We start from the raw sequence: 24,401 nt of genomic DNA, 5'->3' as shown, positions 1-24,401 counted from the left end.
CTTTCTGTGCGTTCACGTGGGGCAACAGCGCGGCCACGGTCTCTTTGATCTCTGGTGTCTGCTCCTGCCCGTCGTCCACCAGTTTCGCCATGGCCCACAGCAGGTTGGCAATACCCTGTGGTTTAAAGTTGGCTTTCTGTGCGTTCACGTGGGGCAACAGCGCGGCCACGGTCTCTTTGATCTCTGGTGTCTGCTCCTGCCCGTCGTCCACCAGTTTCGCCATTGCCCACAGCAGGTTGGCGATTTCCTGTGGTTTAAAGTTAGCTTTCTGTGCGTTCACGCAGGGTAGCAGGGCGGCCACGGACTCTTTGAACCTTGGTGTCTGCTTTTGCCCTTTCTCCGCCAGTTTCGCCATCGCCCACAGCAGGTTGGCGATATGCTGAGGAATAAATTGGTCTTTCAGTGCTTTCACGTGGGGCAACAGCGCGGCCACGGCCTCGTTGAGCCCCGGTGTCCGCTCCTGCCCGTTGTCCACCAGTTTCGCCATGGCCCACAGCAGGTTGGCGATTCCCTGGGCATTAAATTGGTTTTTCTGTATGTTCACGAGGGGCAACAGCGCGGCCACGGCCTCTTTGAGCCTTGGTGTCTGCTCTTGCCCGTTATCCACCAGTTTTGCCATGGCCCACAGCAGATTGACGATTTCCTGTGGGTTAAAGTTCGCTATTTGTATGTTCACGTGGGGCAACAGCGCGGCCATGGCCTCTTTGAACTCTGGTGTCCGCTCCTGCCCGTTGTCCACCAGTTTCGCCATGGCCCACAGCAGGTTGGCGATATGCTGAGGATTAAATTTGTCTTTCTGTGCGTTCACGTGGGGCAACAGCGCGGCCATGGCCTCTTTGAACTCTGGTGTCCGCTCCTGCCCGTTGTTCACCAGTTTCGCCATGGCCCACAGCAGGTTGGCGATATGCTGAGGAATAAATTGGTCTTTCTGTGCGTTCACGTGGGGCAACAGCGCGGCCACGGCCTCTTTGAGCCCTGATGTCCACTCCTGCCCGTTGTCTACCAGTTTCGCCATGGCCCACAGCAGATTGGCTATGCCTTGGGGATCAATATTCCTCGCTTCAGGTTTTTGGTTGCAGTTAAATATTATTGCATCAAGTAGCGTTGACAATAAGGCAGCTTGAGTACGCTCAACACGCTCATCTATGGGGTTATGGAGGGTAAAAACACCCGCTGAAGTAAAGGAATGCAGTGTTGTCGTCAAGCTTCGCCAATTCCAGCTCCGCGTTGCTGTGAAATTTTGCAGCAAGCGCATCAGCTGGCTTTGTTCCGCGCGATTTAACGGTCTTTTAGCAGCTGACGTGTATTTTTTAATTGAACTGGCATATCGACCGTGATTTCTCCCATCATAGCGATGACCGAAACGATATGATTTACTCACCAGATCATCCATTACTTCTTGTTTAATGAGGGCATTGAAATCTTGAGCAGAGTTCACTGAGCGGAACATTAGATTTTGAGAAGAGCAAGCGTCAGAAGAGTGGTAAAAATCGTTACGCCCCGGGGTAGTACGGAGGGGATTATCCCACTGTTCGACTGTACCATGTCTATATTGCACACGCCTTGAAGAAGCGGCATGGTCATTCGGTTGGTTGTAATCATTATCTGATTTTGCGTATTTACTACTGATACCAGCAGAACTTCTATCCATAATTATATTTCATTAATTCATGAAAATATAAAAAGCAGACTGCTGTACAGTTCAGAAGTTCATTTTGCTGAAATGTTTATATATAAGCAGTGCCGTATTTCTCATCTGCCGACCCGCTTTTAAGTGATACAGAGCCATGATCCTGTGGCGGGATGTTTATCCTGGTCTTTATTTGATCAATGTATAGTTTTATTGAATCCCGGCTCCTGAGCTGGTTAACCGGGATTTCAATGACCTCAAATCCTGCTTTTTGCAGCAGTGCGATTTTCAGCAGAGTCGAACCATTCCTGGTGTTGAAATCACCACTCACGTAATGAGACGGTCCCTGAATTTCAATCACCATATTGTGGTCTGGCAGTAGCAGATCAACCGGAGGTAATGAGTTCAGACTCTTTTCTTCTTCAATATTCAAAGATGGAAGGCATGACTGGAGTTGATCGCGGAAGTCGGTTTGAGTTTTTGAATTGTTTGTCTGGTAATGGGGGATGACCGGACACGTTCTCCCAAGCCAACTGGTGGCCATGGAAATGATGTGTTGATCCTCTTCATTATCCGGGGATGTATTTTCCAGGCGAGTAAACAGGTCATCCATGTGCTTTTCAAGCAAGTTATTTTTATTGGCATTAGAGTCTAGAGCCAACCTGGCACACAATACCATGACTCCCCAGAGAGACATCAATATGCCTTTCTGAGAGAGCTGAGGGTGGTCAATGATTTTGTAGATAAGCGATTCGGACGTGGAGGTAACCACATTCAGCTCTACAAGCTCGCCCAGTTTCGCCATGGCCCATAGCAGGTTGGCGATTTCCTTTGGTTTAAAGTTTGCTTTCTGTGCGTTCACGAGGGGCAATAGCACGGCCACGGCCTCTTTGAGCTCTGGTGTCCGCTCCTGACCGTTGTCCATCAGTTTTACCATGGCCCACAGCAGGTTGGCGATATGCTGAGGCATAAATTGGTCTTTCTGTGCGTTCACGAGAGACAACAGCGCGGCCACAGCCTCTTTGAGACCTGGTGTCAGCTCCTGCCCGTTGTCCACGAGTTTCGCCATGGCCCACAGCAGGTTGGCGATTTCCTGTGGGTTAAAGTTAGCTTTCGCTGTGTTGACGAGTGGCAACAGCGCGGCCACGGCCTCTTTGAGCAGCGGTGTCAGCTCCTGCCCGTTGTCCACGAGTTTCGCCATGGCCCACAGCAGGTTGGCGATTTCCTGTGGTTTAAAGTTAGCTTTCTGTGCGTTCACGCAGGTTAGCAGGGCGGCGACGGCCTCTGTGAACCTTGGTGTCTGCTTTTGCCCTTTGTCCGCCAGTTTCGCCATAGCCCACAGCAGGTTGGCGATATGCTGAGGAATAAATTGGTCTTTCAGTGCTTTCACGTGGGGCAACAGCGCGGCCAAGGCTTCGTTGAGCCCTGGTGTCCGCTCCAGGCCGTTGTCCACCAGTTTCGCCATGGCCCACAGCAGGTTGGCGGTTCCCTGGGCCTTAAATTGGTTTTTCTGTATGTTCACGAGGAGCAACAGCGCGGCCACGGCCTCTTTGAGCCTTGGTGTCTGCTCTTGCCCATTATCCACCAGTTTCGCCATGGCCCACAGCAGGTTGGCGATATGCTGAGGAATAAACTGGCCTTTCTGTGCGTTCACATGGGGAAACAGCGCGGCCACGGCCTCTTTGAGCTCTGGTGTCTGCTCCTGCCCTTCGTTCGCCAGTTTCGCCATGGCCCACAGCTGGTTGGCGATATCCTGGGCATTAAATTGATCTTTCTGTGCGTTCACGTGGGGCAACAGCGCGGCTACGGCCTCTTTGAGCTCTGTTGTCTGCTCCTGCCCGCTGTCCACCAGTTTCGCCATGGCCCATAGCAGGTTGGTGATTTCCTGTGGTTTAAAGTTAGCTTTCTGTGTATTCACCTGGGGCAACAGCGCGGCCATGGCCTCTTCGAACTCTGTTGTCTGCTCCTGCCCGTTGTCCACCAGTTTCGCCATGGCCCACAGCAGGTTGGCGATAGCCTGAGGAATAAATTGGTCTTTCTGTGCGTTCACATGGGGCAACAGCACGGCCACGGTCCCTTTGAACCCTGTTATCCACTCCTGCTCGTTGTCCACCAGTTTTGCCATGGCCCACAGCAGGTTGGCGATCCCCTGGGCATTAAATTGGTCTTTCTGTGCGTTCACGAGGTGCAACAGCGTGGCCACCGTCTCGTTGAGACCGGGTGTCCGCTCTTGCCCGTTGTCCACCAGTTTGGCCATGGCCCACAGCAGGATGGTGATATGCTGAGGAATTAATTGGTCTTTCTGTTCGTTCACATGGGGCAACAGCGCGGCCACGGTCTCGTTGATCTCTGGTGTCCGCTCCTGCCCGTTGTTCACCAGTTTCGCCATGGCCCACAGCAGATTGGCAATTTGCTGGGGGATAAATTGGTCTTTATTTGCGTTTAGATGGGGCATCAGCGCGGCCACGGCCTCTTGGAACTCTGGTGTCTGCTCCTGCCCGTTGTCCACCAGTTTCGCCATGGCCCAAAGCAGGTTGGCGATTCCCCGGGCATCAATATCCCATGCTTTAGCTTTTCGGTTGCACTTGAATATTATTGCATCCAGTAGCGTCGACAATACGGCAGCTTGTGTACGCTTAACACGCTGATCCATCGGTTTATGAGGGGTAAAAACACCCGCTGAAGTAAATGAGTGCATTGTTGTCGTCAGGCTTCGCCAATTCCAACTCCGTGTTACTGTAAAATTTTGCAGCAAACGCATCAGCTGGCTTTGTTCAACCCGATTTAACGGTCTTTTAGCAGCTGACGTGTATTTTTTAATTGAATTGGCATATAGGCAGTGATCTCTCCCATCATAGCGATGACCGAAACGATACGATTTACTCACCAGGCCATCCATTATTTCCTGTTGGGTGAACGCATTAAAATCTTGAGCAGGATTTACGGAACGGCGCGGTAAATATTGAGAAGGGCATGGGGCAGAAGATTGGTAAAATTCATTACGCCCCGGGGCTGTCCGGGGGGGAGGATCCCACTGTCTGACTGTGGCATACCTGTATCGCCCACACCTTGAAGAAGCGGCATGGTCATTCGGTTGGTTGTAAGCATTATCTGATCTTGCGTATTTACCACTGATACCTGCAGAGCTTCTGTCCATAATTATATTTCATTAATTCATGAAAGTATAAAAAGCAGACTGCTGTTCTGTTCAGAAGTTCATTTTACTGTAATGCCTGTAAAACCAATCCGTTATTTTCAAATCATTTTGGGCAACAGGTATTCAACGCTGGCGCTCCATCCCTGGAATATGAACACAGTTCTTGAGTCATGATGAAAGGGAAGAGGTTATTGGCTTTTTTTTTCTCTTCCTTTTTCTTTTTGTTGGTTTGCCCGTTTGCTTTTCTAAATGTTCTTCGGCGGTTAAGTAACAGTAATCTGAGGATTGACACCCTTTATCGACGGTAACGTTTGCCTCATCTGCCCACCCGATTTTATATGATACAGAGCCATGGCCCTGAGGCGGGATGTCCACCCTGGTCTTTATTTGATCAATACATCGTTTTATTGAATCCGGGTTCCAAAAGGTGTTAGTGGGGATTTCAATGACCTCAAATCCTGCTTTTTGCAGCAGTGCGATTTTCAGCAGAGTCGAACCAGTCCTGGTTTTGAAATCACCACACACGTAATGAGAGGGTCCCTGAATTTCAATAATAATATTGTGGTCTGGCAGTAGCAGATCAACCGGAGGTAATGAGTTCAGACTCCTTTCTGCTTCAATCTGTAAAGAGGGAATACATGATTGAAGTTGATCGCGGAAGTCGGTTTGAGTTTTTGAAATGGTTGTCTGGTAATGGGGGACGATCGGACACACTCTGCCAAGCCAGCTTGCGGCCATGGCAATGATGGATTGTTCATCTCCATTGTTTGAGGCTGCATTTTCCAGGCGAGTAAACAGGCCATCCATGTGCTTTTCAAGCAAGCTGCTTTTATTGGCATTGGCATCTGGAGAGAGCCTGGCACAGCATACCAATACTCCCCAGAGAGACATCGATATATCTTGCTGAGATAACTGAGGGCATTTACTGATTTGGTAGACAAGAAGTTCAGTCGTGGATTTAACCACGTTCAGCTCAACGAGCTCACCCAGTTTCGCCATGGCCCACAGCAGGTTGGCGATTTCCTGTGGTTTAAAGTTCGCTATTTGTGTGTTTACGTGGGGTAACAGCGCGGTCACAGCTTCGTTGAGCCCCGGTGTTCGCTCCTGCCCGTTGTCCACCAGTTTTGCCATGGCCCACAGCAGATTGGTGATACCCTGTGGTTTAAAGCTAGCTTTCTGTACGTTGACGTAGGACAACAGCGCGGCCACGGCCTCGTTGAGCTCTGATGTCTGATCCTGCCCGTTGTCCACCAGTTTCGCTATGGCCCACAGCAGGTTGGCGATATCCCGGGCATTGAATTGGTCTTTCTTTGCGTTCACGTGGGGCAACAGCGCGGCCACGACCTCTTTGAGACCTGGTGTCTGCTCCTGCCCGTTGTCCACCAGTTTTGCCATGGCCCACAGAAGGTTGGCGTTACCTTGGGCATTAAATTGGTCTTTCTGTGCGTTCACGTGGGGCAACAGCGCGGCCACGGCCTCTTTGAGACCTGGTGTCTGCTCCTGCCCGTTGTCCACCAGTTTTGCCTTAGCCCACAGCAGGTTGACGATATGCTGAGGGATAAATTGGTCTTTCTGTGTGTTCACGTGGGGCAACAGCGCGACCACGACCTCGTTGAACTCTGGTGTTTGCTCCAGTCCGTTGTCCACGAGTTTCGCCATGGCCCACAGCAGGTTGGCAATGGCCTGGGCATTAAATTGGTCTTTCTGTGTGTTCACGTGGGGCAGCAGCGCGACCACGGCCTCGTTGAACTCTGGTGTTTGCTCCAGTCCGTTGTCCACGAGTTTTGCCATGGCCCACAGCAGGTTGGCAATGGCCTGGGCATTAAATTGGTCTTTCTGTGTGTTCACATGGGACAACAACGCGGCCACGGCCTCGTTGAGCCCTGGTATCTGCTCCTGCCTGCTGACCACCAGTTTCGCCATTGTCCACAGCAGGTTGGCGATATCCTGGGCACTAAATTGGTCTTTCTGTGCGTTCACGTGGGGCAACAGCGTGGCCACAGCCTCTTTGAGCCCTGGTGTCCACTCCTGACCGTTGTCTACCAGTTTCGCCATGGCCCACAGCAGGTTGGCAGTATGCTGAGGAATAAATTGGTCTTTGTGTGCGTTCACATGGGGCAACAGTGCGGTCATGGTCTCTGTGAACTCTGGTGTTCGCTCCAGCCCGTTGTCCACCAGTTTTGCCATGGCCCACAGAAGGTTGGCGTTACCCTGGGCATTAAATTGATCTTTCTTTGCGTTCACGTGGGGCAACAGCGCGGCCACGGCCTCTTTGAGCCCTGGTGTCAACTCCTGCCCGCTGTCCACCAGTTTCGTCATGGCCCACAGCAGGTTGACGATACCCTGGGCCTTAAATTGGTTTTTCTGTACGTTCACGTGGGGCAACAGCGCGGCCACAGTCTCGTTGAACTCTGGTGTCCGCTCTTGCCCGTTGTCCACCAGTTTCGCCATGGCCCACAGCAGATTGGCGATATGCTGAGGAATAAATTGGTCTTTCTGTGCGTTTACGCAGGGCAACAACGTGGCTACAGTTGCTTTGAGGCCTGTTGTCTGCTCCTGTCCGTTGTCCACCAGTTTCGCCATGGCCCACAGCAGGTTGGCGATATCCTGAGTATTAAATTGGTCTTTCTGTGAGTTTACGTGGGACAACAGGGTGGCTAAGACCTCTTTGAACTCTGGTATCCGCTCCTGCCCATTGTCCACCAGTTTCGCCATGGCCCACAGCAGGTTGGCGATACCCTGGGCATTAAATTGATCTTTCTGTGCGTTTACCTGGAGCAACAATGCGGCCACGGCCTCGTTGAGTTCCGGGGTCCGCTCCTGCCCGTTGACCACCAGTTTCGCCAAGGCCCACAGCAGGTTGGCGATATGCTGAGGAATAAATTGGTCTTTCTGTGCGTTCACATGGGGCAACAGCGCGGCCACTGCCTCTTTGAGCCCTGGTGTCCAATGCTGCCCGTTGACCACCAGTTTCGCCATTGCCCACAGCTGGTTGGCGATTCCCCGGGCATCGATGTCCCTGGCTTGAGGTTTTTGGCTGCACTTGAATATGATTGCATCAAGTAGCGTTGATAATAAGGCAGCTTGAGTACACTTAACACGCTCATCCATGGGTTTATGAGGGGTAAAAACACCCGCTGAAGTCAATGAATGAAGTGTGGTCGTGAGGCTTCGCCAGTCCCAACGCCGTGTTATGGTAAAATTTTGTAGCAAACCTGTCAGCTGGCTTTGTTCCGCTCGATTTAACGGTCTTTTAGCAGCTGATGTGTATTTTTTAATTGAACTGGCATACCAGCTGTGATTTCTCCCATCATAGCGATGACCGAAACGATGCGATTGATTCACCAGATCATCCATTATTTCCTGTTTGATGAGCGCATTAAAATCTTGAGTAAGGTCTACTGAACGGCGCTGTAGATTTTGAGAAGGGCATGCGTCAGGAGAACGGTAAAATGTATTGCGCCCGGGATTAGTGCGTGGGGTATCATCCAACTGCCTGACCGTGGCATGTCGGTATCGTCCACGTCTCGAGGAAGCGGCATGGCCACCCGGTCGATTACAATCATTAACTGATCTTGCGTATTGACCACTGATACCGGCAGAGCTTGTATCCATAATTATATTTCATTAATTCATGGAAATATAAAAAGCAGACTGCTGTGCCGTTCAGAAGTTCATTTTGCTGAAATGTTTATATATAAGCAGTGCCGTATTGCTCATCTGTCGACCCGCTTTTCAGTAATACAGAGCCATAACCCTGTGGCGGGGTGTCTACCCGGGTCTTTATTTGATCAATACATAATTTCATTGAATCCTCGCTCATGAGCAGGTTAATCGGGATTTCAATGACCTCAAATCCTGCTTTTTGCAGCAGTGCGATTTTCAGCAGAGTCGAACCTTTCCTGGTGTTGAAATCACCACTCACGTAATGAGACGTTCCCTGAATTTCAATCACCATGTTGTGCTCTGGCAGTAGCAGGTCAACCGGGGGTAATGAGTTCAGACTCTTTTCTTCTTCAATCTTCAAAGAAGGAATGCATGATTGGAGTTGAGCACGGAAGTCGTCGGCCTGAAGTTTTGAAACGTTTGTCTGGTAATGGGGGACGACCGGACACGCTCTGCCAAGCCAGCTTGCGGCCATGGCAATAATGGATTGATCCTCTTCATTGTCTGGATATGTATTTTCCAGGCGAGTAAACAGATCAACCATGTGCTTTTCAAGGACGTTATTTTTATTGGCATTAGAGTCTAGAAACAACCTGGCACACAATACCATGACTCCCCAGAGAGACATCAATATGTCTTTCTGAGAGAGCTGAGGGTTGTCACTGATTCGGCAGACAAGCGATTCGGACGTGGAGGTAACCACATGTAGCTCAATAAGCTGACCCAGTTTCGCCATGGCCAACAGCAAGGTGGCGATACCCTGTGGTGTAAAATTATCTTTCTGTGCGTTCACGAAGGGCAATAGCGCGGCCACAGCCTGTTTGAGCTCTGATGTCTGGTTCTGCCCGTTGTCCACCAGTTTTGCCATGGCCCACAGCAGGTTGACGATTCCCCGGGCATTGATATCCTCGACTTGAGGTTTTTGGTTGCACTTGAACGTTATTGCATCCAATAGCGTGGACAATAAAGCAGCTTGAGTGAGCTTGACACTCTGATCCACGGGCTTATGAGGGGTAAAAACGCCCGCTGAAGTCAATGAGTGACATGTTGTCGTCAGGCTTCGCCAGTTCCAGCTCCGTCTGACTGTAAAATTTTGCAGCAAAGGCATCAGTCGGCTTTGTTCAGTTCGATTTAACGGTCTTTTAGTCGCTGACGTGTAATTTTTAATTGAACTGGCATATTGACCGTGATCTCTCCCATCATAGCGATGACCGAAACGACTCGTTTTACTCACCAGGTCATCCATTCTTACTGGGTTGATGAGCGCCTTAAAATCTCGAGCAGGGTTTACTGAACGGCGCACCAGAAATTGAGAAGATAAAGCGGCTAAAAATTCACTGCACCACTGGGCTATGCGGGGGGGATCATCCCATTGTTTGACTGTGGCATGTCCATATCGCCCACACCTTGAAGAAGCGGCATAGTCATTCGGTTGGTTGTAACCATTATCTGATCTTGTGGATTTTCCACTGATACCGGCAGAGCTTCTATTCATAATTATATTTCATTATTTCATGAGAATGTAAAAAGTAGACTGCTGTTATGTTCAGAAGTTCATTTCACTGAAATATTTATAAAACCAGCTCGTTGGGGATACACATCTACTTCTTATGCCACCAATCCGTTATTTTCAAATCATTTTGGCCAACTGCTTATTGCTTTTTTTTCTCTTCCTTTTTTTGGTTTGCCTGTTTGCTTTTCTGAATGCTCTTCGGCGGTTAAGTAACAGTGATCTGAGGATTGACCCCCTTTATCGGCGGTAGCGTTTGCCTCATCTGCCCACCCGATTTTATGTGATACAGAGCCATGGCCCTGCGGCGGGATGTCCACTCTGGTCTTTATTTGATCAATATATCGTTTTATTGAATCCGGGTTCGAAAGCGATTTAGTCGGGATTTCAATGACCTCAAATCCTGATTTTTGCAGCAGTGCGATTTTCAGCAGAGTCGAGCCATTCCTGGTTTTGAAATCACCACACAGGTAATGAGAGGGTCCCTGAACTTCAATAATAATATTGTGATCTGGCAGTAGCAGATCAACCGGAGGTAATGAGTTCAGACTCCTTTCTGCGGCAATCTTTAAAGAGGGAATGCATGATTGAAGTTGATCGCGAAAGTCGGTTTGAGTTTTTGACATGTTAGTCTGGTAATGGGGGATGATCGGACACGCTCTGCCAAGCCAGCTTGCGGCCATGGCAATGATGGATTGATCCTCTTCACTGGCTGGTGATGTATTTTTCAGGCGAGTAAACAGGTCATCTATGTGCTTTTCAAGCACGTTATTTTTATTGGCGTTGGAGACAAGAGATAACCTGGCACAGCATACCATTACTGCCCAGAGAGACATCAATATCGCTTGCTGAGAGAATTGAGCGTTGTCACTGATTCGGTAGACAAGCGATTCGAACGTAGAGGTAACCACGCTCAGCTCAACGAGTTCACCCAGCTTCGCCATGGCCCACAGCAGGTTGGCGATACCCTGAGGATTAAATTGGTCTTTCTGTGAGTTCACGTGGGGCAACAGCACGGCCAAGGCTTCTTTGAGCTCTGCTGACTTTTCCTGCCCGTTGTCCAGCAGTTTCGCCATGACCCAGAGCAGGTTGGTGATACCCTGAGCACTAAATTGGCCTTTCTGTACGTTCACGCTGGGCAGCAGCGCCGCCACAGCCTCGTTGAGCTGTGGTGTTCGCTTCTGCCCGCTTCCTACCAGTTTCGCCATGGCCCACAGCAGGTTGGCGATACCCTGAGGATTAAATTGGTCTTTCTGTGCGATCACGTGGTGCAACAGCGCGGCCACGGCCTCGTTGAGCCCTGGTGTCTGCTCCTGCCCGTTGTCCACCAGTTTCGCCATGGCCCACAGCAGGTTGGCGATTTCCTGTGGTTTAAATTTAGCTTTCTGTGCGTTTACGTGGGGCAGCAGGACGGCCACGGCCTCTATGCTCACTGGTGTCTGCTCCTGCCCGTTGTCCACCAGTTTTGCCATGGCCCACAGCAGATTGGCGATATGCTGAGGAATAAATTGGTCTTTCTGTGCGATCACGTGGGGCAACAGTGCAGCCACGGCCTCGTTGAGCCCTGGTGTCCACTCCCCGTTGTTCACCAGTTTCGCCATGGCCCACAGCAGGTTGGCGATTTCCTGTGGTTTAAAGTTCGCTATTTGTGTGTTTACGTGGGGTAACAGCGCGGCCACAGCTTCCTTGAGCCTTGGTCTTCGCTTCTGCCCGTTGTCCACCAGTTTTGCCATGGCCCACAGCAGGTTGGCAATATGCTGAGGAATAAATTGGTCTTTTTGTACTTTGACGTGGGGCAACAGCGCGGCCACGGCCTCGTTGAGCCCTGGTGTCCGCTCCTTCCCGTTGTCCACCAGTTTCGCCATGGCCCACAGCAGGTTAGCGATATGCTGTGGTTTAAAGTTCGCTATTGGTGTGGTTACGTGGGGTAACAGCGCGGCCACAGCTTCGTTGAGCCCTGGTGTTCGCTCCAGCCCGTTGTCCACCAGTTTCGCCATGGCCCACATCAGGTTGGCAAGATGCTGAGGAATAAATTGGTCTTTTTGTACTTTCACGTGGGGCAACAGCGCGGCCACGGCCTCGTTGAGCCCTGGTGTCCGCTCCTGCCCGTTGTCCACCAGTTTCGCCATGGCCCATAGCAGGTTGGCGATATGCTGAGGAATAAATTGTTTTTTCTGTGCGTTCACGAGGGGCAACAGCGCTGCCACGGCCTCGTTGAGCTCTGGTGTCTGCTCCTGCCCGTTGTCCACCAGTTTCGCCATGGCCCACAGCAGGTTGGCGATATGCTGAGGAATAAATTGTTTTTTCTGTATATTCACATGGGACAACAGCGCGGCCACGGCCTGTTTGAGCCCTGGTGTCCGCTTCTGCCCGTTGTCCACCAGTTTCGCCATGGCCCACAGCAGGTTGGCGATATGCTGAGGAATAAATTGGTCTTTCTGTACCTTCACGTGGGGCAACAGCGCGGCCACGGCTTCGTTGAGTGCTGGTGTCCGCTCCTGCCCGTTGCCCACCAGTTTTGCCATGGCCCACAGCAGGTTGGCAATTTCCTGTGGTTTAAAATTAGCTTTCTGTGCGTTCACATGGGGCAACAGCGCGGCTACCGCCTCGTTGAACTCTGTTGTCAGCTGCTGCCCGTTGTCCACCAGTTTCGCCATGGCCCACAACAGATTGGCGATGCCCTGTGGTATAAAGTTAGCTTTCTGTACGTTCACGTGGGGCAGCAGCGCGGCTACGGCCTCTTTGAGCTCTGGTATCAGCTCCTGCCCGTTGTCCACCAGTTTCGCCATGGCCCACAGCTGGTTGGCAATTCCCCGGGCATCAATATCCCTGGCTTCAGGTTTTTGGTTGCAGTTAAATATTATTGCATCAAGTAGCGTTGACAATAAGGCAGCTTGAGTACGCTTAACACGCTCATCTATGGGGTTATGGGGGATAAAAACACCCGCTGAAGTAAATGAATGAAGTGTTGTCGTCAGGCTTCGGCAATTCCAGGTCCGCGTTGCTGTGAAATTTTGCAGCAAACGCATCAGCTGGCTTTGTTCCGCTCGATTTAAAGGTCTTTTAGACGCTGACGTGTATTTTTTAATTAAACTGGCATATAGGCCGTGAGCTCTCCCATCATAGCGATGACCGAAACGATGCGACTTATTCACCAGATCATCGATTATTTCCTGTTTGATGAGCGCATTAAAATCTTGAGCAGGGTTTACTGAACGGCACTGTAGATGTTGAGAAGGGCATGCGTCAGAAGAACGGTAAAATTTATTACGCCCCGGGTTAGTGCGTGGGGTATCATCCCACTGTCTGACTGTGGCATGTCTATATCGGCCACGCCTTGAAGAAGCGCCCTGGTCATTCGGTCGGTTATAATTATTATGTGATCTTTCGTATTTACCACTGATACCTGCAGAGCTTCTATCCATAATTATATTTCATTAATTCATGAAAATATAAAAAAGTAGACTGCTGTTTTGTTCGGAAGTTCATTTTGCTGAAATGTTTATATATAAGCAGTGCCGTATTTCTCATCTGCCGACCCGCTTTTAAGTGATACAGAGCCATGACCCTGTGGCGGGATGTCTACCCGGGTCTTTATTTGATCAATGCATCGTTTCATTGAATCCTGGCTCCTGAGCTGGTTAACCGGGATTTCAATGACCTCAAATCCTGATTTCTGCAGCAGTGCGATTTTCAGCAGAGTCGAACCATTCCTGGTGTTGAAATCACCATTCACGTAATGAGACGGTCCCTGAACTTCAATCACCATGTTGTGGGCTGGCAGTAGTAGGTCAACCGGGGGTAATGAGCTCAGACTCTGTTCTTCTTCAATCTGCAAAGAGGGAATGCATGATTGGAGTTGAGCGCGAAAGTCGGCCTGAGATTTTGACATGTTTGTCTGGTAATGGGGGACGAACGGACACGCCCTGCCAAGCCAGCTTGCGGCCATGGCAATAACGGATTGATCCTCTTCATTGTCTGGATAGGTATTTTCCAGGCGAGTAAACAGGTCATCCATGTGCTTCTCAAACACGTTATTTTTATTGGTATTAGAGTCTAGAAACAACCTGGCACACAATACCAGGACTCCCCAGAGAGACATCTTTATGTCTTTCTGAGAGAGCTGAGGGTTGTCACTGATTCTGTAGACAAGCGATTCAAACGTGGAGCTAACCACGCTCAGCTCAACGAGTTCACCCAGTTTCGCCATGGCCCACAGCAGGTTGGCGATCCCCCAGGCATTAAATTGGTCTTTTTGTACGTCCACCTGGGGCAACAGCGTTACTACGGCCTCGTTGAGCCCTGGTGTTCGCTCTTGTCCGTTGTCCACCAGTTTTGTCATAGCCCACAGCAGGTTAACAATATTCTGAGCAATAAATTGGTCTTTTTTGGCATTCACGTGGGGCAACAGCACGACGACGGTCTCGTTGAACTCTGGAGTCCGCTCCTGGCCGTTGTCCAGCAGTTTCGCCATGGCCCACAGCAGATTGGCAATACCCTGTTGTGTAAAGTTGGCTTTCTGTGCGCTCACGTGGGGCAACAACGAGGCCATGGCCTTGTTGAGCTCAGGTGTCCGCTCCTGCCCGTTGTCCACCAGTTTCGCCATGGCCCACAGCAGGTTGGCGATACCCTGTGGTGTAAAGTTGGCTTTCTTTTCGTTTACACGTGGTAACAGCAGAGCCACGGCCTCGTTAAGCCCTGTTGTTCGCTCCATTCCGTTATCCACCAGTTTCGCCAAGGCCCACAACAGGTTGGCGATTTCCTGTGTTTGAAAGTCAGCTTTCTGTGACTTCACGTTTAGCAACAGCGCGGCCACGGCCTCGTTGAACTCTGGAGTCCGCTCCTGCCCACTGTCCATCAGTTTTGCCATGGCCCACAGCAGGTTGGCGATAGCCCGGGCATGAAACTGTTCTTTATGTGCGTTCACGTGGGGCAACAGCGCGGCCATGGCCTCGTTGAACTCTGGTGTTCGCTCCTGCCCGTTGTCCACCAGTTTTGCCATGGCCCACAGCAGGTTGGTGATACCCTGTGGTTTAAAGTTCGCTTTCTGTGCCTTCACATGGGGCAACAGCGCGTACACGGCCTCGTAGAGTCCTGGTGTCTGTTTCTGCCCGTTGTCCACCAGTTTTGCCATGGCCCACAGCACGTTGGCGATATGCTGAGGCGTAAATTGGTCTTTCTGTGCGTTCACGTGGGGCAACAGCGCATCCACGGCCTCGTTGAGTCCTGGCGTCTGTTTCTGCCCATTGTCCACCAGTTTTGCCATGGCCCACAGCAGGTTGGTGATACCCTGGGCATGAAATTGGCCTTTCTGTGCGTTCACGTGAGGCAACAGGGCGGCCACAGCCTCGTTGAGTTCTGGTGTCTGCTCCTGGCCGTTGTCCACCAGTTTCGCCATGGCCCACAGCAGTTTGGTGATTCCCTGTGGTTCAAAGTTAGCTTTCTGAGCGCTCACTTGCGGCATCAGCGCGGCCACGGACTCTTTGAGCCCCGGTATCCACTCCTGCCCGTTGTCCACCAGTTTCGCCATAGCCCAGAGCAGATTGGGGATAGCCTGAGGAATGCATTGGCCTTCCTGTACGTTCACGCGAGGCAACAGCGCGGCCACGGCCTCTTTGAGCGCTGGTGTCTGCTCCTGCCCGTTGTCCACCAGTTTCGCCATGGCCCACAGCAGGTTGGCGATATGCTGAGAAATAAATTGGTCTTTCTCTGTGTTTACGCAGGGCAACAACCCGGCCACGGCCTCGTTGAGCCCCGGAGTTTGCTCCTGCCCGTTGTCCATCAGTTTTGCCATAGCCCAAAGCAGGTTGGCGATTTCCCGTGATTTAAAGTCAGCTTTCTGTGTTTTCACGCAGGGCAACAGGGCGGCCACGGCCTCGTTGAGCGCTGGTGTCTGCTCCTGCCCGTTGTCCACCAGTTTCGCCATAGCCCACAGGAGGCTGGTGATTTCCTGTGGTATAAAGTGAGCTTTCTGTGTTGTCACGTAGGGCAACAGTGCAGCCACAGTCTCTTTCAGCTTTGTTGTCTGCTTTTGCCCGTTGTCCACCAGTTTCGCCATGGCCCACAACAGATTGGTGATATCCTGGGCATTCAATTGGTCTTTCTGTGCGTTCACGTGGAGCAACAGCGCGGCTACGGCCTCGTTGAACTCTGGTGTCTGCTCCTGCCCGTTGTCCAACAGTTTCGCCATGGCCCATAGCAGGTTGGCGATTTCCCGTGGTTTAAAATCAGCTTGCTGTGCGTTCACGCGGGTCAACAGGGCAGCCATGGCCTCATTGAGTTCTGGTGTCTGCACCTGGCCGTTGTCCGTCAGTTTCGCCATGGCCCACAGCAGGTTGGCGATATGCTGAGGAATAAATTGGTCTTTCTGCTCATTCATGTGAGGCAACAGCGCGGCCACGGCCTCTTTGAACTCTGGTGTGCGCAGCTGGCCGTTGTCCACCAGTTTCGCCATGGCCCACAGCAGGTTGGCGATTCCCCGGGCATCAATATCCCATGCTTTAGCTTTTCGGTTGCATTTGAAAATTATTGCATCCAGCAGTGTCGACAACAGGCCAGCTTGTGTACGCTTAACACGCTGATCCATAGGTTTATGGGGGGTAAAAACACCTGCTGAAGTAAATGAGTGCAGTGTTGTCGTCAGGCTTAGCCAATTCCAGCTCCGCGTTGCAGTGAAATTTTGCAGCAAACGCATCAGCTGGCTTTGTTCAGCTCGATTTAATGGTCTTTTAGACGCTGACGTGTATTTTTTAATTGAACTGGCATATAGGCCGTGATCTCTCCCATCATAGCGATGACCGAAACGATACGATTTACTCACCAGGCCATCCATTATTTCCTGTTGGGTGAGCGCATTAAAATCTTGAGCATGATTTACTGAACGGCGCAGTAGATATTGAGCAGGGCGTGGGGCAGAAGAATGGTAAAATTCATTACGCCCCGTGGCTGTGCGGGAAGGAGGATCCCATTGTCTGACTGTGGCATGCCTGTATCGCCCACGCCTTGAAGAAGCGGCATGGTCATTCGGTTGGTTGTAAGCATTACCTGATCGTGCGCATTGACCGCTGATTCCGGCAGAGCTTCTATTCATAATTATATTTCATTAATTCATGAAAATATAAAAAGAAGACTGCTGTGCGGTTCAGAAGTTCATTTTGCTGAGAGGTTTACCCTGGTTTTTATTTGATCAATACATAATGTCATTGAATCCTGGTTACCAAGCTGGTTAACCGGGATTTCAATGACCTCAAATCCTGCTTTTTGCAACAGTGCGATTTTCAGCAGAGTCGACCCATTCCTGGCTTTGCAATCACCATCCACGTAATGAAAGGGGCCCTGAACCTCAATCACAATGTTGTGATCTGGCAGCAGCAGGTCAACCGGAGGTAAAAAGTTCAGACTCTTTTCTTCTTCAATCTGCAAAGTGGGAAGGCATAATTGGAGTTGCTCACGGAAGAAGGTTTGAGGTTTTGAAATGACGGTCTGGTAACGGGGGAAGAACGGACAAGGTACCCCAAGCCAACTTGCGGCCATGGCAATGATGGATTGATCTTCTTCATTGTCCGGGAAGTCTGTTTTCAGCCGGGTAAACAGTTCATCCATAGGCTTTTCAAACTCATTATTTTTATTGCCATTGGAGACCAGGGACAGCCTGGCACAGCATACCATTACTCCCCAGAGAGACATCAATATCGCTTGCCTGGAGACCTGGGGGTTGCCACTGATTCGGTAGACGAGGGATTTGAACGTCGATATCACCACGTTCAGCTCAACGAGTTCACCCAGCTTCGCCATGGCCCACAACAGGTTGGCGATATGCTGAGAAGTAAATTGATCTTTCAGTGCGTTCACGAGGGGTAACAGCGCGCCCACGGTATCATTGAACTCTGGCGTCTGCTCCTGTCCTTTGTCCATCAGTTTCGCCATGGCCCACAGCAGGTTGGCGATATGCTGAGGAATAAATTGGTCTTTCTGTGTGTTCACGTGGGGCAACAGTGCCGCCACGGCCTCGTTGAGCTCCGGCGTCTGTTCCTGCCCGTTGTCCACCAGTTTCGCCATTGCCCACAACAGGTTGGCGGTACCCTGTGGTTCAAAGTTAGCTTTCTGTGGGCTAACGTGGGGCAGCAGCGCGGCCACGGCCTCTTTGAGCCCCGGTATCCACTTCAGCCCGTTGTCCAGCAGTTTCGCCATGGCCCACAGCAGGTTGACAATATGCTGAGGAATCAATTGGCCTTTCTGTGCGTTCACACAGGGCAACAGCGCGGTTATAGCCTTGATGAACTCTGTTGTCGGCTCATACCCATTGTCTACCAGTTTGGCCATGGCCCACAGCACGTTGGCGATTTCCTGTGGTTTAAAGTTAACTTTCTGCTCGTTCACGTGGGGCAACAGTGCAACCAGAGCTTCGTTGAGCTCTGGTATCCGGTCCTTCATGTTGTCCACCAGTTTCGCCATGGCCCACAGCAGGTTGGCGATGCCCTGAGGTTTAAAATTGGCTTTCTGTGCGTTCACCTGGTGCAGCAGCCCGGCCATGACCGCGTTGGGCTCTGGTGTCGACTCCCCTTTGTCCATCAGTTTTGCCATGGCCCACAGCAGGTTGGCGATATGCTGAGGAATGAATTGCTCTTTATGAGTGTTCACATGGGGTAACAACGCGGCCGCAGCTTCTTTCAGCCCAGGTGTCTGCTCCAGCCCGTTGTCCGCCAGTTTCGCCATGGCCCACAGCACGTTGGCGATTTCTTGTGGTTTAAAGTTGGCTTTATCTGCGTTCACGTGTGCCAGTAGCGCGGCCACGGCCTCTTTGAGCTGTGGTGTCCGCTTCAGCCCGTTGTCCACCAGTTTCGCCATGGCCCACAGCTGGTTGGCAATATGCTGGGGAATAAATCGGTATTTCTGTGCGCTCACATGGGGCAACAGCGCGGTCACGGCCTCGTTGAACTCGGGTGTCCACTTGTGCCCGTTGTCCACCAGTTTTGCCATGCTCCAAATCAGGTTGGCGATTTCCTGACGTTTAAAGTTAGCTTTCTTTATGTCCACCTGGGACAAAAGCGCGGTCACAGCCGCATTGAAATCGGGTGTCCGCTCCTGACCGTTGTCCATCAGTTTCACCATGGCCCACAGCAGGTTGGCGACACCCTGGGCATTAAATTGTTCTTTTTGTGCCTTCACACAGGGCAACAGCGCGGCCACGTCCTTGTTGAGCCCCGGTGTCTGATCCTGGCCGTTGTCCACCAGTTTCGCCACAGCCCACAGCAGGTTGGCGATACCCTGTGGTTTAAAATTTGCTTTCTGTTCTTTCACTTTGTGCAATAGCGCGGCTACGGCCTCTTTGAGTTCTGGTGTCTGCTCCTGCCCATTGCTCACCAGTTTTGCCATGGCCCAAATCAGGTTGGCGATATGCTGGGCATTAAATTGGTCTTTCTGTGCGTTTATATGGGGCAACAGTGTGGCTACGGCTTCGTTTAGCTCAGGTTTCTGTTCCTGCCCGTTGATCACCAGTCTCGCCATGGCCCACAGCAGGTTGACGAGATGTTGAGGAGTACATTGGGCTTTCTGTTTGTTCACGCGGGGCAACAATGCGGTCACGGCATCGTTGAGTTCGGGTGTCCATTCGTGCCCGTTGACCAACAGTTTCGCAATGGCCCACAGCTGGTTGGCGATATCCTGGGCATTAAATTGATCTTTCTTTGCCTTTACGCGGGGCAACAGCGCAGTCACAGCCTTTTTGAGTTCCGGTGTCTGCTTCTGCCCGTTGTCCACCAGTTTCGCCATGGCCCACAGCAGGTTAGTGATTTCCTGTGGTTTAAAGTCAGCTTTCTGTGCGTTCACGCAGGGTAACAGGGCAGCCATGGCCTCTTTGAGTTCTGGTGTCTGCTCCTGGCCGTTCTCCACCAGTTTCGCTAAGGCCCACAGCAGGTTGGCGGTATGCTGAGGTATAAATTGGTCTTTCTGTGCATCCACGTGTGGCAACAGCGCGGCCACGGCCTCCCGGAACTCTGGTGTGTGCTTCTGGCCGTTGTCCACCAGTTTCGCTATGGCCCACAGCAGGTTGGCGATTCCCCGGGCATCAATATCCCATGCTGCAGCTTTGCGGTTGCACTTGAATATTATTGCAGCCAGCAGCGTTGACAATAAGGCAGCTTGTGTCCGCTTAACACGCTGATCCATGGTGTTATCAGGGGTAAAAACACCCGCTGAAGTAAATGAATGTAGTGTTGTCGTCAGGCTTCGCCAATTCCAGCTCCGTGTTACTGTGAAATTTTGCAGAAAACGCATCAGCTGGCTTTGTTCAGCTCGATTTAAAGGTCTTTTAGAAACTAACGTGTAATTTTTAATTGAACTGGCATATTGTCCGTGATCTCTCCCATCATAGCGATCACCGAAACGATTCGATTTACTCAGCAGGCCATCCATTATTGCCTGCCTGGTGAGGGTATTGAAATCTTGAGCAGGGTTTACTGAACGGTACTGTAGATGCTGTGAAGAGCGTGTGAAAGAAGAATGGTCAAATTCATTACGCCCCGGGGCAGTGCGGGGGGGATTATTCCATTGTCTGACGGTGGTATGTCTATATCGCCCACGCCTTGAAGAAGCGGTATGGTCACCCGGTTGGCTGTAACCATTATCTGATCTTGCGTATTGACCACTGATGCCGACAGAGCTTCTGTCCATAATTATATTTCATTAATTCATGGAAATATAAAAAGCAGACTGTGGTTTTGTTCAGAAGTTCATTTTGCTGGAATGTGAAAACGGTTCCTGGGTCGAGAGGAGGGGGTTCCTCGCTTTTTTTTCTTCCTCTTGGCTGGTTTGCCGGTTTGTTCTTTTGACTGTTCTTCGGCGGTTAAGTAACCGTGATCTGAGGGTTGCCTGTCATCAGCAGTAATGCATGCCTCATCTGCCCACCTTCTTTTAATTGATACAGAGCCATCCCCCTGTGGCGGGATCCCTGTCCTGGTTTTTATTTGATCAATGTATGGTTTCATTAAATCCTGATTGTCAAGGCTGTTAACCGGAATTTCAATGACCTCAAATCCTGCTTTTTGCAACAGTGCGATTTTCAGCAGAGTCGAACCATTCCTGGTTTTGATATCACCACCCACGTAATGAGACGGTCCCTGAACTTCAATCACCATTTTGTGATCTGGCAGGAGCAGGTCAACCGGAGGCAGTGAGTTCAGACTCTTTTCTTCTTCAATTTTCAGAGATGGGATAGATGATTGGAGTTGATCGCGGAAGTCGGCCTGGGTTTTTGAACTGTTTGTCTGGTAATGGTGAACGACCGGACAGTCTCTGCCAAACCAACTTGCAGCCATGATCCTGATGGATTGATCCTCTTCTTTATCTGGCGATGTATTTTCCAGGTGAGTCAAAAGTTCATGCATGTGCTTTTCAAGCACGTTATTTTTATTGGCATTGGTGTCTAGAGCCAACCTGGCACAGCATACCATGACTCCCCAGAGAGACATCGATATCTCTTCCTTATTAGAAAACTGAAGGTTTGTACTGATTCGATAGACAAGCGATTCGAACGTAGAGGTAGCCAGGTTCAGCTCAACGAGTTCACCCAGCATCGCCATGGCCCACAACAGGTTGGCGATATGCTGAGAAATAAATTGCTTCTTCTTATCGTTAACATCGGATAGCAACGCGGCCACAGCTTCTTTGAGCCCTGGTGTCTGCTCCAGCCCGTTGTCCACCAGTTTCGCAATGGCCCACAGCACGTTGGCGATATGCTGAGGAATAAATTGGTCTATCTGTGTTTTCACGTGGGGTAACAGTGTAGCCACGGCCTTTTTGAGCTCCGGCGTCTGTTCATGCCCGTTGTCCACCAGTTTCGCCATGGCCCACAGCAGGTTGGCGGTACCCTGGGCATTAAATTGGTCTTTCTGTGCATTCACGTCGAGCAACAGTGCGGCCACAGCTTCTTTGAGCTCTGGAGTTTGCTCCAGCCCTTTGTCCACCAGCTTCGCCATGGCCCACAGCAGGTTGGCGATATGCTGAGGAATAAATTGCCCCTTCTGAGCGTTCACATGGGGCAACAACGCGGCCACAGCTTCTTTGAGACCTGGTGTCTGCTCCAGCCCGTTGTCCGCCAGTTTCGCCATGGCCCACAGCACGTTAGCGATTTCCTGTGGTTTAAAGTTAGCTTTCTCCGTGTTGATGCATGGCAACAGCGCGGCCATGGCCTCCTTAAACTCTGGTGATCGCTCCTGCCCGTTGTCCACCAGTTTCGCCATGGTACACAGCAGGTTGGCGATACCCTGTGGTTTAAAATTGGCTTTCTGTGCGTTCACCTGGTGCAGCAGCCCGGCAATGACCGCGTTGGGCTCAGGTGTCGACTCCCCTTTGTCCATCAGTTTTGCCAGGGCCCACAGCAGGTTGGCGATATTTTGAGGAATAAATTGCTCCTTCTGAGCGTTCACACGGGGCAACAACGCGGCCAGAGCTCCTTCGAGCCCTGGTGTCTGCTCCAGCCCGTTGTCTGCCAACTTCGCCATGGCCCACAGCACGTTAGTGATTTCCTGTGGGTTAAAGTTAGCGTTCTCCGTGTTGATGCATGGCAACAGCGCGGCCATGGCCTGGTTAAACTCTGGTGTTCGCTCCTGCCCGTTAGCCACCAGTTTCGCCATGGCCCACAGCAGGTTGGCGATATGCTGAGAAATAAATTGGTCTTTCTGTGTGTTCACGTGGGGCAACAGCGCCCCCAGGGCCTTGTTGAACTCTGGTGTCCGCTCCTGCCCGTTGTCCATCAGTTTCGCCATGGCCCACAGCAGGTTGGTGATTTCCTGGGCATTAAATGTTTTTTCTGGTGCCTTCACAAAGGGCAACAGCGCGGCCACGGCCTCTTTGAGTTCTGGTGTCTGTTCCTGGCCGTTCTCCACCAGTTTCGCCATGGCCCACAGCAGGTTGGCGATACCCTGTGGTTTAAAATTTGCTTTCTGTTCTTTCACTTTTGGCAACAGCGCGGCCACGGCCTCTTTGAGTTCTGGTGTCTGTTCCTGGCCGTTCTCCCCCAGTTTCGCCATGGCCCACAGCAGGTTGGCGATACCCTGTGGTACAAAATTTGCGTTCTGTTCTTTCACTTTTGGCAACAGCGCGGCCACGGCCTCTTTGAGCCCCGGTGTCTGCTTCTGCCCGTTGTCTACCAGTTTTGCCATGGCGCACAGCAGGTTGACGAGATGTTGAGGAGTAAATTGGGCTTTCTGTTTGTCCACGCAAGGCAACAATTTGTTCACGCAAGGCAAAAATTTGTTCACGCAAGGCAACAATGCGGTCACGGCATCGTTGAGTTCGGGTGTCCATTTGTGCCCGTTGACCAATAGTTTCGCGATGGCCCACAGCTGGTTGGCGATATCCTGGGCATTAAATTGATCTTTATTTGCCTTCACGCGGGGCAACAGCGCAGCCATAGCCTTTTTGAGTTCTGGTGTCTTCTGCCCGTTATCCACCAGTTTCGCCATGGCCCACAGCAGGTTAGCGATTTCCTGTCGTTTAAAGTCAGCTTTCGGTGCGTTCACGAGGGGCAAAAGCCCGGCCACGGCCTCATTGAGCACTGGTGTTCGCTTCTGCCCATTGTCCACCAGTTTCGCCATGGCCCACAGCAGGTTGGCAATATGCTGAGGAATAAATGGGTCTTGCTGTGCGTTTATGTGTGGCAACAGTGCGGCCACAGCCTCTTTGAGCGCTGATTTTCGCTCCTGCCCGCTGTCTACCAGTTTTGCCAGGGCCCATAGCAGGTTGGCGACACCCTGGGCACCAATATAGCTGGTATCAGTTTTTTGGTTGCACTTGAATATGATTGCATCAAGTAGTGCTGACAATAAGCGAGCTTGAGTATGCTTAACACGCTCATCCATTGGTTTATGAGGGGTGAAAACACCCGCTGAAGTAAATGAGTGAAGTGTTGTCGTCAGGCTTAACCAATTCCAGCTCCGCGTTGCGGTGAAATTTTGCAGCAAATGCATCAGCTGGCTTTGTTCCGCTCGATTTAACGGTCTTTTAGACGTTGACGTGTATTGTTTAATCGAACTGGCAAATTGACCGTGATTTTTCCCATTATAGCGATGACCGAAACGATCCGATGCTCTCACCAGATCATCCATTATTTCCTGTGTGATGAGGGCATTAAAACCTTGAGCAGGGTTTACTTTACGGCGCTGTAGAGATTGAGAAGGGGGTGTGCCAGAAGAATGGTCAACATTAGGCCCCGGGGCAGTGGGGGGGGATTTATTCGATTGTCTGACGGTGGCATGCCTATGTTGCCCACGCTTTGAAGACGCCGCATGGTTACCTGGTTGGTTGCAACCATTACCTGATCTTGCGTATTGACCACTGATACCAGCAGAGCTTCTGTCCATAACTATATTTCATTAATTCATGAAAATTTAAAAAGCTGACAGCGGTTCTGTTCAAAAGTTCATTTTGCTGAAAAGTTT

General features: G+C 51.0%; 8 protein-coding genes. All 8 read right to left on the bottom strand.

The window, feature by feature from the left end:
- Positions 1-1,651, bottom strand: a 1,651-nt coding sequence (locus ACO6UY_RS18080) for a DUF1601 domain-containing protein (RefSeq protein WP_422461540.1), incomplete at its 3' end; no start/stop codon positions are given.
- Positions 1,652-1,727: 76 nt separating this feature from the next.
- The gene (locus ACO6UY_RS18075; protein WP_422450735.1) at positions 1,728-4,787 is read right to left on the bottom strand and encodes a DUF1601 domain-containing protein; all 3,060 of its coding nucleotides are present in this window, start codon (positions 4,785-4,787) and stop codon (positions 1,728-1,730) included.
- Positions 4,788-4,955: 168 nt separating this feature from the next.
- Complete coding sequence (locus tag ACO6UY_RS18070; protein ID WP_422490813.1) at positions 4,956-8,402, bottom strand: DUF1601 domain-containing protein; 3,447 nt, start codon at positions 8,400-8,402, stop codon at positions 4,956-4,958.
- 76 nt (positions 8,403-8,478) lie between these two features.
- On the bottom strand, positions 8,479-9,948 hold the full coding sequence (locus ACO6UY_RS18065) for an RAP domain-containing protein (RefSeq protein WP_422490811.1): 1,470 nt from the start codon (positions 9,946-9,948) through the stop codon (positions 8,479-8,481).
- A 140-nt stretch (positions 9,949-10,088) separates the two neighbouring features.
- A complete protein-coding gene (locus ACO6UY_RS18060) occupies positions 10,089-13,388 on the bottom strand; it encodes a DUF1601 domain-containing protein (RefSeq protein WP_422450738.1) in 3,300 nt (1,099 codons plus the stop codon).
- A 77-nt stretch (positions 13,389-13,465) separates the two neighbouring features.
- Positions 13,466-17,053, bottom strand: coding sequence for a DUF1601 domain-containing protein (locus tag ACO6UY_RS18055; RefSeq protein ID WP_422490810.1), 3,588 nt, complete (start codon positions 17,051-17,053; stop codon positions 13,466-13,468).
- Between the two features lie 59 nt (positions 17,054-17,112).
- Positions 17,113-20,634 carry a DUF1601 domain-containing protein gene (locus tag ACO6UY_RS18050; protein ID WP_422490809.1) on the bottom strand — a complete coding sequence of 1,174 codons (3,522 nt, stop codon included), beginning with the start codon at positions 20,632-20,634 and terminating at the stop codon, positions 17,113-17,115.
- Positions 20,635-20,693: 59 nt separating this feature from the next.
- Positions 20,694-24,323, bottom strand: a complete 3,630-nt coding sequence (locus tag ACO6UY_RS18045; RefSeq protein ID WP_422490808.1) for a DUF1601 domain-containing protein — start codon at positions 24,321-24,323, stop codon at positions 20,694-20,696.
- Positions 24,324-24,401 lie beyond the last annotated feature (78 nt).

Source organism: Endozoicomonas sp. ALE010 (assembly GCF_049310165.1).
Taxonomy (GTDB): Bacteria; Pseudomonadota; Gammaproteobacteria; order Pseudomonadales; family Endozoicomonadaceae; genus Endozoicomonas.
This window is presented reverse-complemented; position numbering and strand designations above follow the sequence as displayed.